The sequence below is a fragment of the Ralstonia sp. R-29 genome (genome assembly GCF_049913345.1).
Taxonomy (GTDB): domain Bacteria; phylum Pseudomonadota; class Gammaproteobacteria; order Burkholderiales; family Burkholderiaceae; genus Ralstonia.
This window is the reverse complement of sequence record NZ_CP184377.1, coordinates 3,091,383-3,105,305: the sequence shown is the minus strand read 5'-3', so window position 1 is coordinate 3,105,305 and position 13,923 is coordinate 3,091,383. Positions and strand designations below refer to the sequence as shown.

The 13,923-nt window shown below is 60.7% G+C and carries 24 protein-coding genes; 23 read left to right on the top strand and 1 reads right to left on the bottom strand.

What is annotated here, in order from left to right:
• Position 1 precedes the first annotated feature (1 nt).
• The 23 genes from rplP (at position 2) to dsbD (ending at position 12,785) form a co-directional block, all read left to right on the top strand.
• Entirely contained in the window at positions 2-418 is a 417-nt protein-coding gene (gene rplP / locus ACN9M1_RS14655; protein ID WP_003264123.1) for a 50S ribosomal protein L16, read from the top strand.
• A 12-nt stretch (positions 419-430) separates the two neighbouring features.
• Positions 431-625, top strand: a complete 195-nt coding sequence (gene rpmC, locus ACN9M1_RS14650; RefSeq protein WP_004634481.1) for a 50S ribosomal protein L29 — start codon at positions 431-433, stop codon at positions 623-625.
• Positions 622-891 (top strand): 30S ribosomal protein S17, encoded by a 270-nt coding sequence (rpsQ, locus tag ACN9M1_RS14645; RefSeq protein ID WP_004634482.1) that lies wholly within the window; start codon positions 622-624, stop codon positions 889-891. The genes rpmC and rpsQ overlap by 4 nt, the downstream gene beginning before the upstream one ends.
• A gap of 266 nt (positions 892-1,157) precedes the next feature.
• On the top strand, positions 1,158-1,526 hold the full coding sequence (gene rplN / locus ACN9M1_RS14640; protein ID WP_003264129.1) for a 50S ribosomal protein L14: 369 nt from the start codon (positions 1,158-1,160) through the stop codon (positions 1,524-1,526).
• A gap of 11 nt (positions 1,527-1,537) precedes the next feature.
• Positions 1,538-1,846: a 50S ribosomal protein L24 gene (gene rplX / locus ACN9M1_RS14635; RefSeq protein WP_252684643.1), complete on the top strand. Its 309-nt coding sequence runs from the start codon at positions 1,538-1,540 to the stop codon at positions 1,844-1,846.
• 26 nt (positions 1,847-1,872) lie between these two features.
• On the top strand, positions 1,873-2,415 hold the full coding sequence (gene rplE / locus ACN9M1_RS14630) for a 50S ribosomal protein L5 (RefSeq protein WP_009241894.1): 543 nt from the start codon (positions 1,873-1,875) through the stop codon (positions 2,413-2,415).
• 9 nt (positions 2,416-2,424) lie between these two features.
• Entirely contained in the window at positions 2,425-2,730 is a 306-nt protein-coding gene (gene rpsN, locus ACN9M1_RS14625) for a 30S ribosomal protein S14 (protein WP_004634486.1), read from the top strand.
• Positions 2,731-2,757: 27 nt separating this feature from the next.
• Positions 2,758-3,153: a 30S ribosomal protein S8 gene (gene rpsH / locus ACN9M1_RS14620; protein ID WP_426395456.1), complete on the top strand. Its 396-nt coding sequence runs from the start codon at positions 2,758-2,760 to the stop codon at positions 3,151-3,153.
• Positions 3,154-3,165: 12 nt separating this feature from the next.
• A complete protein-coding gene (gene rplF, locus ACN9M1_RS14615) occupies positions 3,166-3,699 on the top strand; it encodes a 50S ribosomal protein L6 (RefSeq protein WP_426395455.1) in 534 nt (177 codons plus the stop codon).
• A 10-nt stretch (positions 3,700-3,709) separates the two neighbouring features.
• Positions 3,710-4,066: a 50S ribosomal protein L18 gene (gene rplR, locus ACN9M1_RS14610; protein WP_009241896.1), complete on the top strand. Its 357-nt coding sequence runs from the start codon at positions 3,710-3,712 to the stop codon at positions 4,064-4,066.
• 21 nt (positions 4,067-4,087) lie between these two features.
• A complete protein-coding gene (gene rpsE, locus ACN9M1_RS14605; RefSeq protein WP_013211230.1) occupies positions 4,088-4,606 on the top strand; it encodes a 30S ribosomal protein S5 in 519 nt (172 codons plus the stop codon).
• 22 nt (positions 4,607-4,628) lie between these two features.
• A complete protein-coding gene (gene rpmD / locus ACN9M1_RS14600) occupies positions 4,629-4,811 on the top strand; it encodes a 50S ribosomal protein L30 (protein WP_003264137.1) in 183 nt (60 codons plus the stop codon).
• Between the two features lie 18 nt (positions 4,812-4,829).
• Complete coding sequence (gene rplO / locus ACN9M1_RS14595; protein WP_426395452.1) at positions 4,830-5,261, top strand: 50S ribosomal protein L15; 432 nt, start codon at positions 4,830-4,832, stop codon at positions 5,259-5,261.
• A gap of 57 nt (positions 5,262-5,318) precedes the next feature.
• The gene (gene secY / locus ACN9M1_RS14590) at positions 5,319-6,641 is read left to right on the top strand and encodes a preprotein translocase subunit SecY (protein ID WP_426395450.1); all 1,323 of its coding nucleotides are present in this window, start codon (positions 5,319-5,321) and stop codon (positions 6,639-6,641) included.
• Positions 6,642-6,668: 27 nt separating this feature from the next.
• Positions 6,669-6,887: a translation initiation factor IF-1 gene (gene infA, locus ACN9M1_RS14585; protein ID WP_003264140.1), complete on the top strand. Its 219-nt coding sequence runs from the start codon at positions 6,669-6,671 to the stop codon at positions 6,885-6,887.
• Positions 6,888-6,917: 30 nt separating this feature from the next.
• A complete protein-coding gene (gene rpmJ, locus ACN9M1_RS14580; protein ID WP_003264141.1) occupies positions 6,918-7,034 on the top strand; it encodes a 50S ribosomal protein L36 in 117 nt (38 codons plus the stop codon).
• A gap of 21 nt (positions 7,035-7,055) precedes the next feature.
• Positions 7,056-7,421 (top strand): 30S ribosomal protein S13, encoded by a 366-nt coding sequence (gene rpsM / locus ACN9M1_RS14575; RefSeq protein WP_045785041.1) that lies wholly within the window; start codon positions 7,056-7,058, stop codon positions 7,419-7,421.
• Positions 7,422-7,445: 24 nt separating this feature from the next.
• Complete coding sequence (gene rpsK, locus ACN9M1_RS14570) at positions 7,446-7,847, top strand: 30S ribosomal protein S11 (RefSeq protein WP_021197571.1); 402 nt, start codon at positions 7,446-7,448, stop codon at positions 7,845-7,847.
• A gap of 201 nt (positions 7,848-8,048) precedes the next feature.
• Positions 8,049-8,672: a 30S ribosomal protein S4 gene (gene rpsD, locus ACN9M1_RS14565; protein WP_426395446.1), complete on the top strand. Its 624-nt coding sequence runs from the start codon at positions 8,049-8,051 to the stop codon at positions 8,670-8,672.
• A 237-nt stretch (positions 8,673-8,909) separates the two neighbouring features.
• Positions 8,910-9,890 (top strand): DNA-directed RNA polymerase subunit alpha, encoded by a 981-nt coding sequence (locus ACN9M1_RS14560; protein WP_004634508.1) that lies wholly within the window; start codon positions 8,910-8,912, stop codon positions 9,888-9,890.
• Positions 9,891-10,031: 141 nt separating this feature from the next.
• Complete coding sequence (gene rplQ, locus ACN9M1_RS14555) at positions 10,032-10,430, top strand: 50S ribosomal protein L17 (RefSeq protein ID WP_252684657.1); 399 nt, start codon at positions 10,032-10,034, stop codon at positions 10,428-10,430.
• 159 nt (positions 10,431-10,589) lie between these two features.
• Positions 10,590-10,928, top strand: coding sequence for a divalent-cation tolerance protein CutA (gene cutA / locus ACN9M1_RS14550; protein WP_426395443.1), 339 nt, complete (start codon positions 10,590-10,592; stop codon positions 10,926-10,928).
• Positions 10,929-10,946: 18 nt separating this feature from the next.
• Positions 10,947-12,785, top strand: coding sequence for a protein-disulfide reductase DsbD (gene dsbD, locus ACN9M1_RS14545; RefSeq protein ID WP_426395441.1), 1,839 nt, complete (start codon positions 10,947-10,949; stop codon positions 12,783-12,785).
• Here the strand turns inward: dsbD and hemB are convergent, their stop codons facing one another.
• Positions 12,786-13,781, bottom strand: coding sequence for a porphobilinogen synthase (gene hemB / locus ACN9M1_RS14540; RefSeq protein WP_426395440.1), 996 nt, complete (start codon positions 13,779-13,781; stop codon positions 12,786-12,788). It abuts the gene before it with no gap.
• Positions 13,782-13,923 lie beyond the last annotated feature (142 nt).

The window sequence follows — 13,923 nt, the reverse complement described above, 5'->3', positions numbered from 1 at the left end:
CATGCTGCAACCTAAGCGCAGGAAGTACCGCAAGGAGCAGAAGGGCCGTAACACCGGTATCGCCACGCGCGGTAACGCCGTGTCGTTCGGCGAATTCGGCCTGAAGGCGATGGGCCGCGGCCGTCTGACCGCACGTCAGATTGAGTCGGCCCGTCGTGCGATGACCCGTCACATCAAGCGTGGCGGCCGCATTTGGATCCGGATTTTCCCGGACAAGCCGATCTCGAAGAAGCCTGCCGAAGTCCGTATGGGTAACGGTAAGGGCAACCCGGAATACTACGTGGCTGAAATTCAGCCGGGCAAGATGCTGTACGAAATGGACGGCGTTGGCGAAGAACTGGCACGCGAGGCATTCCGCCTGGCCGCTGCCAAGCTGCCGATCGCGACCAGCTTCGTGGTGCGTCAGGTCGGAACGTAAGGAGCACACACCATGAAAGCATCCGAACTGCGCGACAAAGATGTCGCCGGGCTGAACCAGGAGCTCTCCGAGCTGCTGAAGGCTCAATTTGGCCTGCGCATGCAAAAAGCGACGCAACAGCTGCAGAACACCAGCCAGCTGAAGAAGGTGCGTCGTGACATCGCGCGCGTCCGCACCGTGCTGGGCCAGAAGGGGAACCAGAAATGACTGAAGCCGCAACGTCCCTGAAGCGCACGCTCGTCGGTCGCGTTGTCAGCAACAAGATGGACAAGACCGTCACGGTCCTGATCGAAAACCGCGTCAAGCATCCGCTGTACGGCAAGTACGTGGTGCGCTCGAAGAAGTACCACGCGCACGACGAAGCCAACCAGTACAACGAAGGCGACAAGGTTGAGATCACGGAATCGCGTCCGCTCTCCCGCACCAAGTCTTGGGTGGTGTCGCGTCTGCTTGAAGCTGCACGCGTGATCTAAAACAACAGCGGAGTAGTTTGCTGTTGCAAGACCGAGATTATGTGATATAGTCTCGGTCTTTCCCTTTGAGAGAGTTGCTGGCGGCTAAGCTGGTGGCGCTGTAAGGGGAAAGGCGAATGGGCCAGGCGGCAATCGCCGTCGGGCAGCTACCGACTTCAAGTTGATCAACCCAATCGCAGTTGGCGCAATGCCAGCAGCCGGCGGGACCAAGACTGATCGCCTCTGCGCATTGTGCGTTTGGCGAATTAAGTTGGGACGAGAACACCATGATTCAGACAGAAAGCCGGCTCGAAGTGGCCGATAACACGGGTGCGCGTGAAGTCATGTGCATCAAGGTGCTGGGCGGTTCGAAGCGCCGCTACGCCAGCGTCGGCGACATCATCAAGGTCAGCGTCAAGGATGCTGCCCCGCGTGGTCGCGTGAAGAAGGGCGATATCTACAACGCTGTGGTGGTGCGTACCGCCAAGGGTGTGCGCCGTCCTGACGGCTCGCTCATCAAGTTCGACGGCAATGCCGCCGTGCTGCTGAACACCAAGCTTGAGCCGATCGGCACCCGTATCTTCGGGCCGGTCACTCGCGAACTCCGTACCGAGCGCTTCATGAAGATCGTGTCGCTCGCGCCGGAAGTGCTGTAATCGGAGGCCGCATGAACAAGATTCGCAAGGGCGATCGCGTCATCGTCCGCACCGGTAAAGACAAGGGTAAGCAAGGTACCGTGCTGTCCGTGCTCGCTGAGCACGTGACGGTGGAAGGTGTGAACGTTGCCAAGAAGCACGTGCGCCCGAACCCGATGCTGGGTACCTCGGGTGGTGTGGTCGACAAGGTCATGCCCATCCATATTTCGAACGTTGCGCTCGTGGATGCCAATGGCAAGCCGTCGCGCGTCGGCATCAAGGTTGAAGGCGGCGTGAAGACGCGCGTGCTGAAGACCACCGGTGCTGCCGTCGGCGCTTGATTCTGGGCGATAGAGAGGAGTTGAGCATGACTGCACGTCTGCAAGAGTTTTACAAAGAGAAGGTTGTGCCGGAACTGATCAAGCAGTTCGGCTACAAGTCCGTGATGGAAGTGCCGCGCATCACCAAGATCACCCTGAATATGGGTCTTGGCGAAGCGATCAATGACAAGAAAGTCATCGAGCACGCCACCGGCGACCTGATCAAGATCGCTGGCCAGAAGCCCATCGTGACGAAGGCCCGCAAGGCTATCGCCGGCTTCAAGATTCGTCAGGGTTACCCGATCGGCACGATGGTCACGCTGCGTGGCCAACGCATGTACGAATTCCTGGACCGCTTCATCACCGTGTCGCTGCCGCGCGTGCGTGACTTCCGCGGTGTGTCGGGCAAGGCGTTCGACGGTCGTGGCAACTACAACATCGGTGTGAAAGAGCAGATCATTTTCCCCGAAATCGAGTACGACAAGATCGACGCACTCCGTGGTCTGAACATCAGCATCACGACGACTGCGAAGAACGACGAGGAAGCGAAGGCGCTCCTCAATGCGTTCAAGTTCCCGTTCCGTAATTAAGGGGTTACCGTGGCTAAATTGTCTCTGATCGAACGCGAGAAGAAGCGTGCCAAGCTCGTGGCCAAGTACGCTGAAAAGCGCGCCGCTCTCGAAGCCATCGTGGCAGACCAAAGCAAGTCGGAAGAAGAGCGTTACGAAGCGCGTCTGAAGTTGCAAGCATTGCCGCGCAACGCGAACCCGACTCGTCAGCGCAACCGCTGCTCGATCACCGGTCGTCCCCGCGGTACGTTCCGTAAGTTCGGCCTGGCGCGTAACAAGCTCCGTGAGATCGCCTTCAAGGGCGAAATCCCGGGTCTGACGAAAGCCAGCTGGTAATCACGCACAGGCTACAGGAGAAACAGTATGAGCATGAGCGATCCGATCGCCGATATGCTGACGCGTATCCGCAACGCGCAAGCGGTGGAAAAAGCGTCGGTGGTCATGCCGTCGTCGAAGCTGAAGGTGGCAATCGCCACCGTCCTGAAGGACGAAGGCTACATCGACGAATTCGCCGTGACCGAGCAGGGTGGCAAGTCCACGCTGACGATTGGTCTGAAGTACTACGCCGGCCGTCCGGTCATCGAGCGCCTGGAGCGCGTCTCGAAGCCTGGTCTGCGTGTGTACAAGGGCCGTAACGAAATCCCGCAAGTGATGAACGGCCTGGGTGTTGCCATCATCTCGACCCCGCAGGGTCTGATGACGGACCGCCGTGCCCGCGCAACCGGTGTCGGTGGCGAAGTCATTTGCTACGTTGCCTAAGGGAGGGGAACCATGTCTCGCGTAGGTAAGGCTCCCATCGCGCTGCCCAAGGGCGCCGAAGTCAATTTCGCTGGTGGTCTGCTGACCGTCAAGGGCCCGCTGGGCACGCTGACGCAGCCGATTCACCAACTGGTTAAGGTCAACACCGACAACGGCACGATTACGTTCGAGCCGGCAGACGAGTCGCGTGAAGCCAATGCGTTGCAAGGCACGATGCGCGCCCTGACGGCCAACATGGTCAAGGGTGTGACGACGGGCTTCGAGCGCAAACTGAACCTGGTCGGCGTGGGTTACCGTGCTTCGCTTCAAGGCTCCGCCCTGAAGCTGCAACTCGGTTTCTCGCACGACGTGATCCATGAGATGCCGGAAGGCGTGAAGGCGGAAACGCCGACGCAAACCGAAATCATCATCAAGGGTTCGGACAAGCAGAAAGTTGGTCAGGTCGCTGCTGAAGTGCGTGGCTATCGTCCGCCTGAGCCCTACAAGGGCAAGGGTGTGCGCTACGCAGATGAGCGTGTGATCCTGAAGGAAACCAAGAAGAAGTAAGGTGCACATCATGAACAAAAATGACTCGCGTCTGCGCCGTGCACGTCAGACCCGCCTGAAAATCGCGGAACTGAACGTCGCCCGTCTGGCTGTGCACCGTACCAACCTGCACATTTATGCGCAGGTCTTCTCGGAAGACGGCACCAAGGTCTTGGCTTCGGCCTCGACGGCGGAAGCCGAAGTCCGCAAGGAACTGAACGGCAACGGTGGCAACACCGCTGCTGCGACCCTGGTGGGTAAGCGCATCGCCGAGAAGGCGAAGGCTGCCGGCATCGAAGCTGTGGCGTTCGATCGCTCGGGTTTCCGTTATCACGGTCGCGTAAAGGCTCTGGCCGACGCGGCTCGCGAAGCTGGCCTGAAGTTCTAAGCCGGCATAGAGGATATCGTCATGGCAAAAATTCAACCTAAGGTCCAAGGGGACGAGCGCGACGACGGTCTTCGCGAGAAGATGATCGCGGTCAACCGCGTGACCAAGGTGGTCAAGGGCGGCCGGATTCTCGGTTTCGCCGCTCTGACCGTGGTCGGCGACGGCGACGGTCGTATCGGGATGGGCAAGGGCAAGGCGAAAGAAGTGCCCGTGGCCGTGCAGAAGGCAATGGACGAAGCCCGTCGCAAGATGGTCAAGGTCCCGCTGAAGAACGGTACGCTACAACACGAAGTGGTTGGCAAGCATGGCGCCGCTAAGGTGCAAATGATGCCCGCGAAGGACGGTACTGGCGTGATCGCCGGTGGCCCGATGCGCGCCATCTTCGAAGTGATGGGCGTGACGAACATCGTGACCAAGTCGCACGGTTCGACCAATCCTTACAACATGGTGCGCGCAACGCTGGACGGCCTGCGCAAGATGAGCACCCCGGCTGAGATTGCCGCCAAGCGTGGCAAGTCGGTCGAAGAGATCCTCGGCTAAGCCGAAGGGATAGGTGAACGATATGTCGCAGAAAACCGTGAAAGTCCAACTCGTGCGTAGCCTGATTGGTACGCGCGAAGACCACCGCGCTACGGTGCGTGGCCTGGGCCTGCGCCGCATGAACTCGGTGTCCGAATTGCAGGACACGCCGGCAGTGCGCGGCATGATCAACAAGGTGTCCTACTTGGTCAAGGTCATCGGCTAAGGCAAGACGGAGAAGAACATGCAACTGAATAACCTGAAGCCGGCAGCCGGCGCCAAGCACGCCAAGCGCCGCGTCGGTCGCGGTATTGGTTCGGGCCTTGGCAAGACGGCTGGTCGTGGTCACAAAGGTCAGAAGTCGCGTTCGGGTGGTTTCCACAAGGTCGGCTTTGAAGGCGGCCAGATGCCCCTGCATCGTCGTCTGCCCAAGCGTGGTTTCACCTCGCTGACCAAGGAATTCACCGCTGAAGTGCGTCTGGGCGACCTGGCGGGCCTGCCGATCGAAGAAATCGATCTGCTGTCCCTCAAGCAAGCCGGCTTGGTGGGCGAAATGGTCCGCAGCGCGAAGGTGATCCTGTCGGGTGAAATCGACAAGAAGGTGACCCTGAAGGGTATCGGCGCAACGGCTGGGGCGAAAGCCGCAATCGAAGCGGCTGGTGGCTCGCTGGCCTAATAGCCTGCTGTTTCACACTGACGGAGCATCCGTTTGGCCACGGCGAAACCTAATGTGATGTCCCAGGCCAAGAACACGGCCAAGTACGGCGATCTTCGCCGTCGGCTGGTGTTCCTGGTTCTGGCACTGCTGGTGTATCGGATCGGCGCGCACATTCCTGTGCCTGGCATCGATCCGGATCAACTGGCGCAGCTTTTCCAACGGCAGTCGGGCGGCATCCTCGGGATGTTCAACCTGTTCTCCGGTGGCGCGCTGTCGCGGTTCACGGTGTTTGCGCTGGGGATCATGCCGTATATCTCTGCGTCGATCATCATGCAATTGCTGACGATCGTGCTACCGCAGCTGGAATCGCTCAAGAAGGAAGGTCAAGCTGGCCAGCGCAAGATTACGCAGTACACGCGCTACGGCACGGTTGTCCTGGCGACGTTTCAAGCGCTTGGGATTGCAGTGGCACTCGAAGCACAGCCCGGTCTGGTTCTGGATCCGGGTCTGGTGTTCCGAGCCACCGCAGTGATCACGCTGGTGACGGGCACGATGTTCCTGATGTGGCTGGGTGAGCAGATTACCGAGCGCGGTCTGGGCAACGGGATCTCGATCATCATCTTTGGCGGGATTGCAGCGGGTCTGCCTAACGCCATCGGCGGGTTGTTTGAGCTGGTGCGTACGGGGTCGATGGGGATTTTCTCCGCGATCCTGGTGGTGGCCATCATTGGCGCGGTGACTTTCGTGGTGGTGTTCATTGAACGCGGCCAGCGCAAGATCCTCGTCAACTACGCCAAGCGGCAGGTTGGTAACAAGATTTATGGCGGTCAGTCGTCGCATCTGCCGCTGAAGTTGAACATGGCTGGGGTGATTCCGCCGATCTTCGCATCGTCGATCATTCTGTTCCCGGCCACGATCGCAGGCTGGTTTACGGCCGGTAACTCAACGAATCCAGTTACACGATTCGTCAAGGATCTGGCAGCAACGCTGTCGCCGGGTCAGCCGGTGTACATCCTGCTGTATGCGGCGGCGATCATCTTCTTCTGTTTCTTCTACACGGCGCTGGTCTATAACAGCCGCGAAGTAGCGGATAACCTGAAGAAGAGTGGGGCGTTCATTCCGGGCATCCGTCCGGGCGAGCAAACCACGCGGTATATCGACAAGATTCTGGTGCGTCTGACCCTGGCGGGTGCGATCTACATCACGCTTGTGTGTCTGTTGCCGGAGTTCTTGGTGCTGCGCTGGAATGTGCCGTTCTACTTCGGTGGGACGTCGCTGTTGATCATCGTGGTTGTCACGATGGACTTCATGGCGCAAGTGCAGTCCTACGTGATGTCTCAGCAGTACGAGTCTTTGATGAAGAAGGCGAATTTCAAGGGAAACCTGACGCTCCGTTAAAAGAGCGGTCGCACGAAGCTAAAAGACATGGCTAAAGACGACGTGATTCAGATGCAGGGCGAGGTGCTGGAAAACCTTCCCAATGCAACGTTTCGCGTCAAGCTAGAGAACGGCCACGTAGTGTTAGGCCATATTTCCGGCAAGATGCGCATGCATTACATCCGCATCTTGCCCGGGGACAAGGTGACGGTCGAATTGACCCCGTATGATCTGTCCCGCGCGCGCATCGTATTCCGGGCGAAGTGAGCGGACTGGAATTGAAGGAAGAGGAAAATCATGAAAGTGCTGGCTTCTGTTAAGCGCATTTGCCGCAACTGCAAAATCATCAAGCGCAAGGGCGTGGTGCGTGTGATCTGCTCGTCGGACCCGCGTCATAAGCAGCGCCAAGGCTAATTTCGCAAAGAGGATTGACGAATGGCACGTATCGCAGGGGTCAACATCCCCAACCACCAACATACCGTGATCGGCCTGACGGCTGTCTATGGTATTGGCCGCTCGCGCGCTCAGAAGATTTGCGAGGTGACCGGTGTCCCGACCGACAAGAAGGTCAAGGACCTGACGGACGCTGACCTGGAAAAGCTGCGTGACGAAGTCAACAAGTTCACCGTCGAAGGCGATCTGCGCCGTGAAACGACGATGAACATCAAGCGCCTGATGGATCTGGGCTGCTACCGCGGCGTGCGCCATCGCAAGGGCCTGCCGATGCGTGGTCAGCGTACCCGCACGAATGCCCGTACCCGTAAGGGTCCGCGCAAGGCCGGCGTCGCGCTCAAGAAGTAATCCGTCGGGTAAAGGATAGGAACTATGGCAAAAGCAGCGAATACCGCCGCCCAGCGCGCGCGTAAGAAGGTTCGCAAGAACGTCGCCGACGGCATCGCGCACGTTCACGCGTCGTTCAACAACACGATCATCACGATCACCGACCGTCAGGGCAACGCCCTGTCGTGGGCGACGTCCGGCGGCCAAGGCTTCAAGGGCTCGCGCAAGTCGACGCCGTTCGCGGCGCAGGTCGCTGCTGAGAGTGCTGGCCGCGTGGCGCAGGACCAAGGCATCAAGAACCTGGAAGTGCGCATCAAGGGCCCGGGCCCGGGTCGTGAATCGGCCGTGCGCGCACTGAACAACCTGGGTATCAAGATCGCCGTGATCGAAGACGTGACGCCGGTGCCGCACAACGGCTGCCGTCCGCCGAAGCGTCGTCGCATCTAAGTAATTCGACCGGCTGCGCCAGTTGCTGGCGAGGCTGGTCCGCGGGTGCTATACTTGCCCGCTTGCCTGTCTTCCGGGTTTTCCGGAAGGCGGGTTTCGTCTTTTCATAAGCCCACTGTTCGTCACGATTCCGTTGGGAATCCGGTGATGGACCATCCGCGGAGTTTGTGCTGCGGATGACTGACAACAAAGGAACGCAACGTGGCACGCTATACCGGCCCCAAGGCGAAACTGTCTCGCCGCGAAGGTACTGACCTTTTTCTGAAGAGCGCGCGTCGCTCGCTCGCCGACAAGTGCAAGCTGGACAGCAAGCCTGGTCAGCACGGCCGCACTTCCGGTGCCCGCACCTCCGACTACGGCAACCAGCTGCGTGAAAAGCAGAAGGTCAAGCGCATCTACGGCGTGCTGGAGCGTCAATTCCGCCGCTACTTCGCTGAAGCTGACCGCCGCAAGGGCAACACGGGTGAAACCCTGCTGCAACTGCTGGAATCGCGCCTGGACAACGTCGTCTACCGCATGGGCTTCGGCTCGACCCGGGCTGAAGCACGCCAGCTGGTGTCGCACAAGGCGATCCTGGTGAACGGTCAAGCGCTGAACGTGCCGTCGGCCCAGATCAAGTCGGGCGACGTGATCGCCATCCGCGAAAAGTCGAAGAAGCAAGTGCGTATTGCTGAATCGCTTACGCTGGCTGAGCAGACCGGCTTCCCGATCTGGGTTGCTGTGGATGCCAAGAAGATGGAAGGCACGTTCAAGCAAGTCCCGGATCGTGCAGATATCGCCGGCGACATCAACGAAAGCCTGATCGTCGAATTGTATTCGCGTTGATGACGAGGCCCGTACCGCAAGGTGCGGGCTCGTGCGCCTTTTGGGGACGCTCATCGTCTACGACATTGTGTTCGCGCGCTGGGCATCGCTGGGGCGTCGATCCAATCCGAATCGTTACGTGCCGCAACGCGATTGCGGCACGCGCGTCTTCCGTCATGCGTTTCGTGGCGGATTCTTTTTAGTCCCCGTCAGCCTTATCGGTGTAACGAGCCGAGGGTATTGAAATAGGACAACCTAATGCAAACAGCACTCCTGAAGCCCAAAATTATTGCGGTTGAGCCGCTTGGCGATCATCACGCGAAGGTCGTCATGGAACCGTTCGAGCGCGGCTATGGCCACACGCTCGGTAACGCGCTGCGCCGCGTGCTGCTGTCGTCGATGGTCGGCTACGCTCCGACCGAAGTCACGATCGCTGGGGTCGTCCACGAGTATTCCACCATCGATGGCGTGCAGGAAGACGTCGTCAACCTGCTGCTGAACCTGAAGGGCGTGGTGTTCAAGCTGCACAACCGTGATGAAGTCACGGTGTCGCTGCGCAAGGAAGGCGAGGGTGTGGTGACCGCTGCCGATATCGAGCTGCCGCACGATGTCGAGATCATCAACCCGGGTCACGTGATCGCCAACCTGTCGGCTGGTGGCAAGCTGGATCTGCAGCTGAAGGTCGAGCAAGGCCGCGGCTATGTGCCGGGTAACGTGCGCAAGTTCGGCGATGAGTCGAGCAAGGTGATCGGCCGCATCGTGCTGGACGCGTCGTTCGCGCCGGTGCGCCGCGTGTCGTACGCCGTTGAGTCCGCGCGTGTGGAACAGCGTACCGACCTCGATAAGCTGGTGATGAACATCGAAACCAACGGTGTGATCTCGCCGGAAGAAGCGATCCGCCAGTCGGCTCGCATCCTGGTGGATCAACTGTCGGTGTTCGCTGCCCTGGAAGGCACCGAAAGCGCCGCCGAAGCCGCCGCCGCCCGCGCACCGCAGATCGATCCGATTCTGCTGCGCCCGGTCGATGACCTGGAGCTGACGGTGCGTTCGGCCAACTGCCTGAAGGCCGAAAACATCTACTACATCGGCGACCTGATCCAGCGTACCGAGAACGAGTTGCTGAAGACCCCGAACCTGGGTCGCAAGTCGCTCAACGAGATCAAGGAAGTCCTCGCTTCGCGTGGCCTGACGCTCGGCATGAAGCTCGAGAACTGGCCGCCCGCAGGTCTCGAGAAGTAATTGCAAGTTGTCGGCCGGTGCGTGTGCATCGGCCGGTCTTCCCGCCGTTGCTGTCTGAGCGGCCTATTGTTAAAGCTACCGGCCCGCGCCTCGCAAGGGGTGATAGAAGAGCTGGTCAAACACTCTTAAGAAGGAATCATCATGCGTCACCGTCATGGTTTGCGGAAACTGAACCGCACCTCGTCGCACCGTCTCGCGATGCTGCGCAACATGTCCAACTCGCTGCTGCAGCACGAGCTGATCAAGACCACCCTGCCGAAGGCCAAGGAACTGCGCAAGGTTGTCGAGCCGCTGATCACGCTGGCCAAGAAGGACACCGTTGCCAACCGCCGTCTGGCATTCGCCCGCCTGCGCGACCGCGACATGGTCACCAAGCTGTTCACGGAACTGGGCCCGCGTTTCGCGACCCGTCCGGGCGGCTACACCCGTATCCTGAAGTTCGGCTTCCGCCAGGGCGACAATGCGCCGATGGCACTGGTCGAGCTGCTGGACCGTCCGGAAGTTGCTGAAGCGGTCGACGCCGAAGCTGCCGCCGAATAAGGTCAGCCTAGATTTCCTGGTGTGACACGACGTCGCGCCGGGTGAGCCGCCAAATGCGTGTTTTCATGCGCATTACAATGAAGCCAGGATTCGCATCCTGGCTTTTTTGTTATCTGCGTCGGGTCTTCTTTCAACCCCGGGCGCGCGTGTGGAGAAGGGATGTCTGACGGAACCGATGTGCTGCTCGTCTTGACCAACGTGCCTGATGCCGACAGCGCCGACCGGGTGACTAAATTCGTGTTGGAATCGCGGGTGGCGGCCTGTGTCAATCGCTTGCCGGAGTGCGCTTCGACGTACTGGTGGAACGGTGTGTTGGAGCGCGCAACCGAGATCCCCTTGCTGATCAAGACCACACGAGCCGCCTACCCAGCGCTGGAGGCCGCGGTGTGCCAGGCGCATCCGTATGAGGTGCCTGAAATCATCGCTGTGCCAGTGGTGGCAGGTTTGCCGGCCTATCTTGCGTGGGTGGCTGGCGAAACGCGCCCCGCTTCTGTTTGATGTCCGATTGCCGTTGATATGACTTCCTCTTCGTTTCCGTCGATGCGGCGCGTGCTGCAACTGCTGATGTTGCTGATGGCTGTGGCGATGCTGCGGTCGCCTGCCTACGCCGGAGATGAGTTCCTGCCGCCTGAGCAGGCTTTCCGCTTTTCCGCCACGCAGTTGGACGGACAAACCGTTGAGGTCAAGTTCGGCATCGCCGACGGCTACTACATGTATCGCGAGCGGCTGGCTGTCGCTGCGGATCCGGCAGGGGTCACCTTTGCGCCGCTCGAGCTCCCCGCGGGCAAGATCAAACACGACGAGAACTTCGGCAAAGAGGTGGAAACCTATCGCCACGAACTCGTCTTCTACGTGAAGGCGCAAAACGCCTCCATGCCGTTCACGCTGATCGTCACTTCGCAAGGCTGCGCGGATCAGGGGCTGTGCTATCCGCCGATGAAGAGCCGGTTCCAGGTCCGCCAGGCAGCTGCTTCGGCCGTGCCGGTGGCGCCGGCCGCCACGACGGCGGATGGCATCGAGCCTGAAGGCAAGCAAGGACGTATTGCCAGCACACTCGACAGCGGCAACCTCGGCGCGATCGCTGCGCTGTTCTTTGGTCTGGGCTTGCTGCTGACCTTTACGCCGTGTGTGCTGCCGATGTTGCCGATCGTGTCGGCCATCGTGGTGGGAGAGCACGCCACGCGCATGCGGGCGGCATTCGTGTCGGTGGCCTACGTGCTCGGCATGGCCATCGTTTATACAGCGCTTGGCGTGGCCGCCGGCCTGGCAGGCCAAGGACTGCAGGCGGCGCTGCAGAATGCCTGGGTGCTGGGCGCCTTTGCATTGCTGATTGCGCTGCTGTCGTTGTCGATGTTCGGCTTGTACGAGCTGCAGTTGCCGGCGGCTTGGCATCACCACTTGACGCAAGCGTCCAACAAGCTCAGTGGAGGTCAGGTGGTGGGGGCTGCCGTCATGGGTGCGCTATCTGCCTTGATTGTGTCGCCGTGCGTGACCGCACCGCTGGCTGGGGCGCTGGTCTATATCTCGCAGACGGGCAACGCCGCGGTGGGCGGCACGGCGCTGTTCGCGCTGTCCATGGGGATGGGCGTTCCGCTGATTCTCGTGGGCGTGGGCGCGGGCAATCTGCTGCCGCGTTCGGGGCATTGGCTGGTGGTGACCAAGGCGGTCTTTGGCTTCATCCTGCTGGCGGTGGCCTGGTACATCGTGCAGCCGGTGCTGCCCTCGTGGGTAGCAATGGTCGGCTGGGGTGCGTTGCTGATCGGCGCGGCCGTGTTTCTGCGAACGTTCGATTCGCTGCCCGATGGCGCAGGCAACGTGCAGCGCTTGGGTAAGGTGATCGGCGTGGTGCTGGCGCTGGCCGGCGCGGCCCAGTTGGTGGGCGTGGCCGCAGGCGGGCGCGATCCGCTGCAGCCGTTGGCGGGCGTGCTGCGCGCCTCAACGATGACGAGCGCATCCACGTTGACCTTCAAGCGCGTGAAGAGCGTGGCTGAGCTCGATGCTGAGGTGCGCAACGCCAGCGCAGCGGGCAAACCTGTGATGCTCGATTTCTACGCCGAATGGTGTGTGAGTTGCAAGGAGATGGAGCACCTGACGTTCGCCGATGCGCGGGTGCGCTCGGCGCTCGCCGATGTGGTGTTGCTGCAGGCCGACGTGACGGCCAACAACGCAGATGACCAGGCGCTGCTCAAGCGCTTCGGTCTGTTCGGCCCGCCTGGCACGATCTTCTTTGATACGCAGGGTCGCGAGGTTCAGGCCCGCGTGATCGGCTTTGAGCGTGCCGACACGTTCCTCGCCAGCCTGCGCCGCGCGCTAGGTGCAAGCGGCGCAGCACAGACGGCGAAGGCTTCCACCTGATCAGCCGCGCAGCAACCGGGCGGCGTCCAATGCGAAGTAAGTCAGGATGCCATTCGCGCCAGCGCGCTTGAACGCCAGCAGCGACTCCAGCACCACCTTGTCGTGATCCAGCCAGCCGTTCTGCGCGGCGGCTTTCAGCATCGCGTATTCACCACTCACCTGATAGACGTAGGTCGGGAAGCGGAACTCATCCTTCACGCGCCGCACGATGTCGAGGTACGGCATGCCGGGCTTGACCATCACCATGTCGGCGCCTTCGGCGATGTCGAGCGCCACTTCGCGCAGCGCTTCATCCGAATTGGCCGGGTCCATCTGGTAGGTCATCTTGTTGCCCTTGCCCAGGTTGGCTGCCGAGCCCACCGCATCACGGAACGGGCCGTAGAACGCTGAAGCGTACTTGGCCGCGTAGGCCATGATGCGCGTGTAGATGTGGTCGTCGTGCTCCAGCGCCAGGCGGATCGCGCCGATGCGGCCGTCCATCATGTCCGACGGCGCGACGATGTCCACACCTGCCGCGGCTTGCACCAGTGCCTGCTGCGTCAGGATCTCGACCGTCTCTTCGTTGAGCACATAGCCGTTGGCATCGAGCACGCCGTCCTGGCCGTGACTCGTGTACGGATCGAGCGCCACATCGGTCAGGATGCCCAGCTCGGGAAAGCGTGCCTTGAGCGCTTTCACCGCACGCGGGATCAGGCCGTCCGGGTTGGTAGCTTCAATGCCGTCCGGCGTCTTGATCGACGGCTCGATCACCGGGAACAGCGCCAGCACCGGAATGCCCAGTTGCACGCATTGCTCGGCCACGCTCAGCAACACGTCGACCGACACGCGTTCGACGCCGGGCATCGACGGCACGGCCTGGCGCACATTGGTGCCTTCGAGGATGAAGACCGGGTAGATCAGATCGTCGGCGGTGAGGCGCGATTCGCGCATCATGCGGCGGGAGAAATCGTCGCGGCGCATGCGGCGCGGACGATGATCGGGGAAGCTCGAGATCATTTCAGCAGACCCTAAGAACACACTGTGAACTTTGAAAACTTTCTTGGCGATTATCCCTCTTACGCTCGGACAATGCGCCAGCGACGCTGATGCAGCGTCCCCCGCGGCTCCTCCCTGACGCGGGTTCCCATCGATGGCTCGA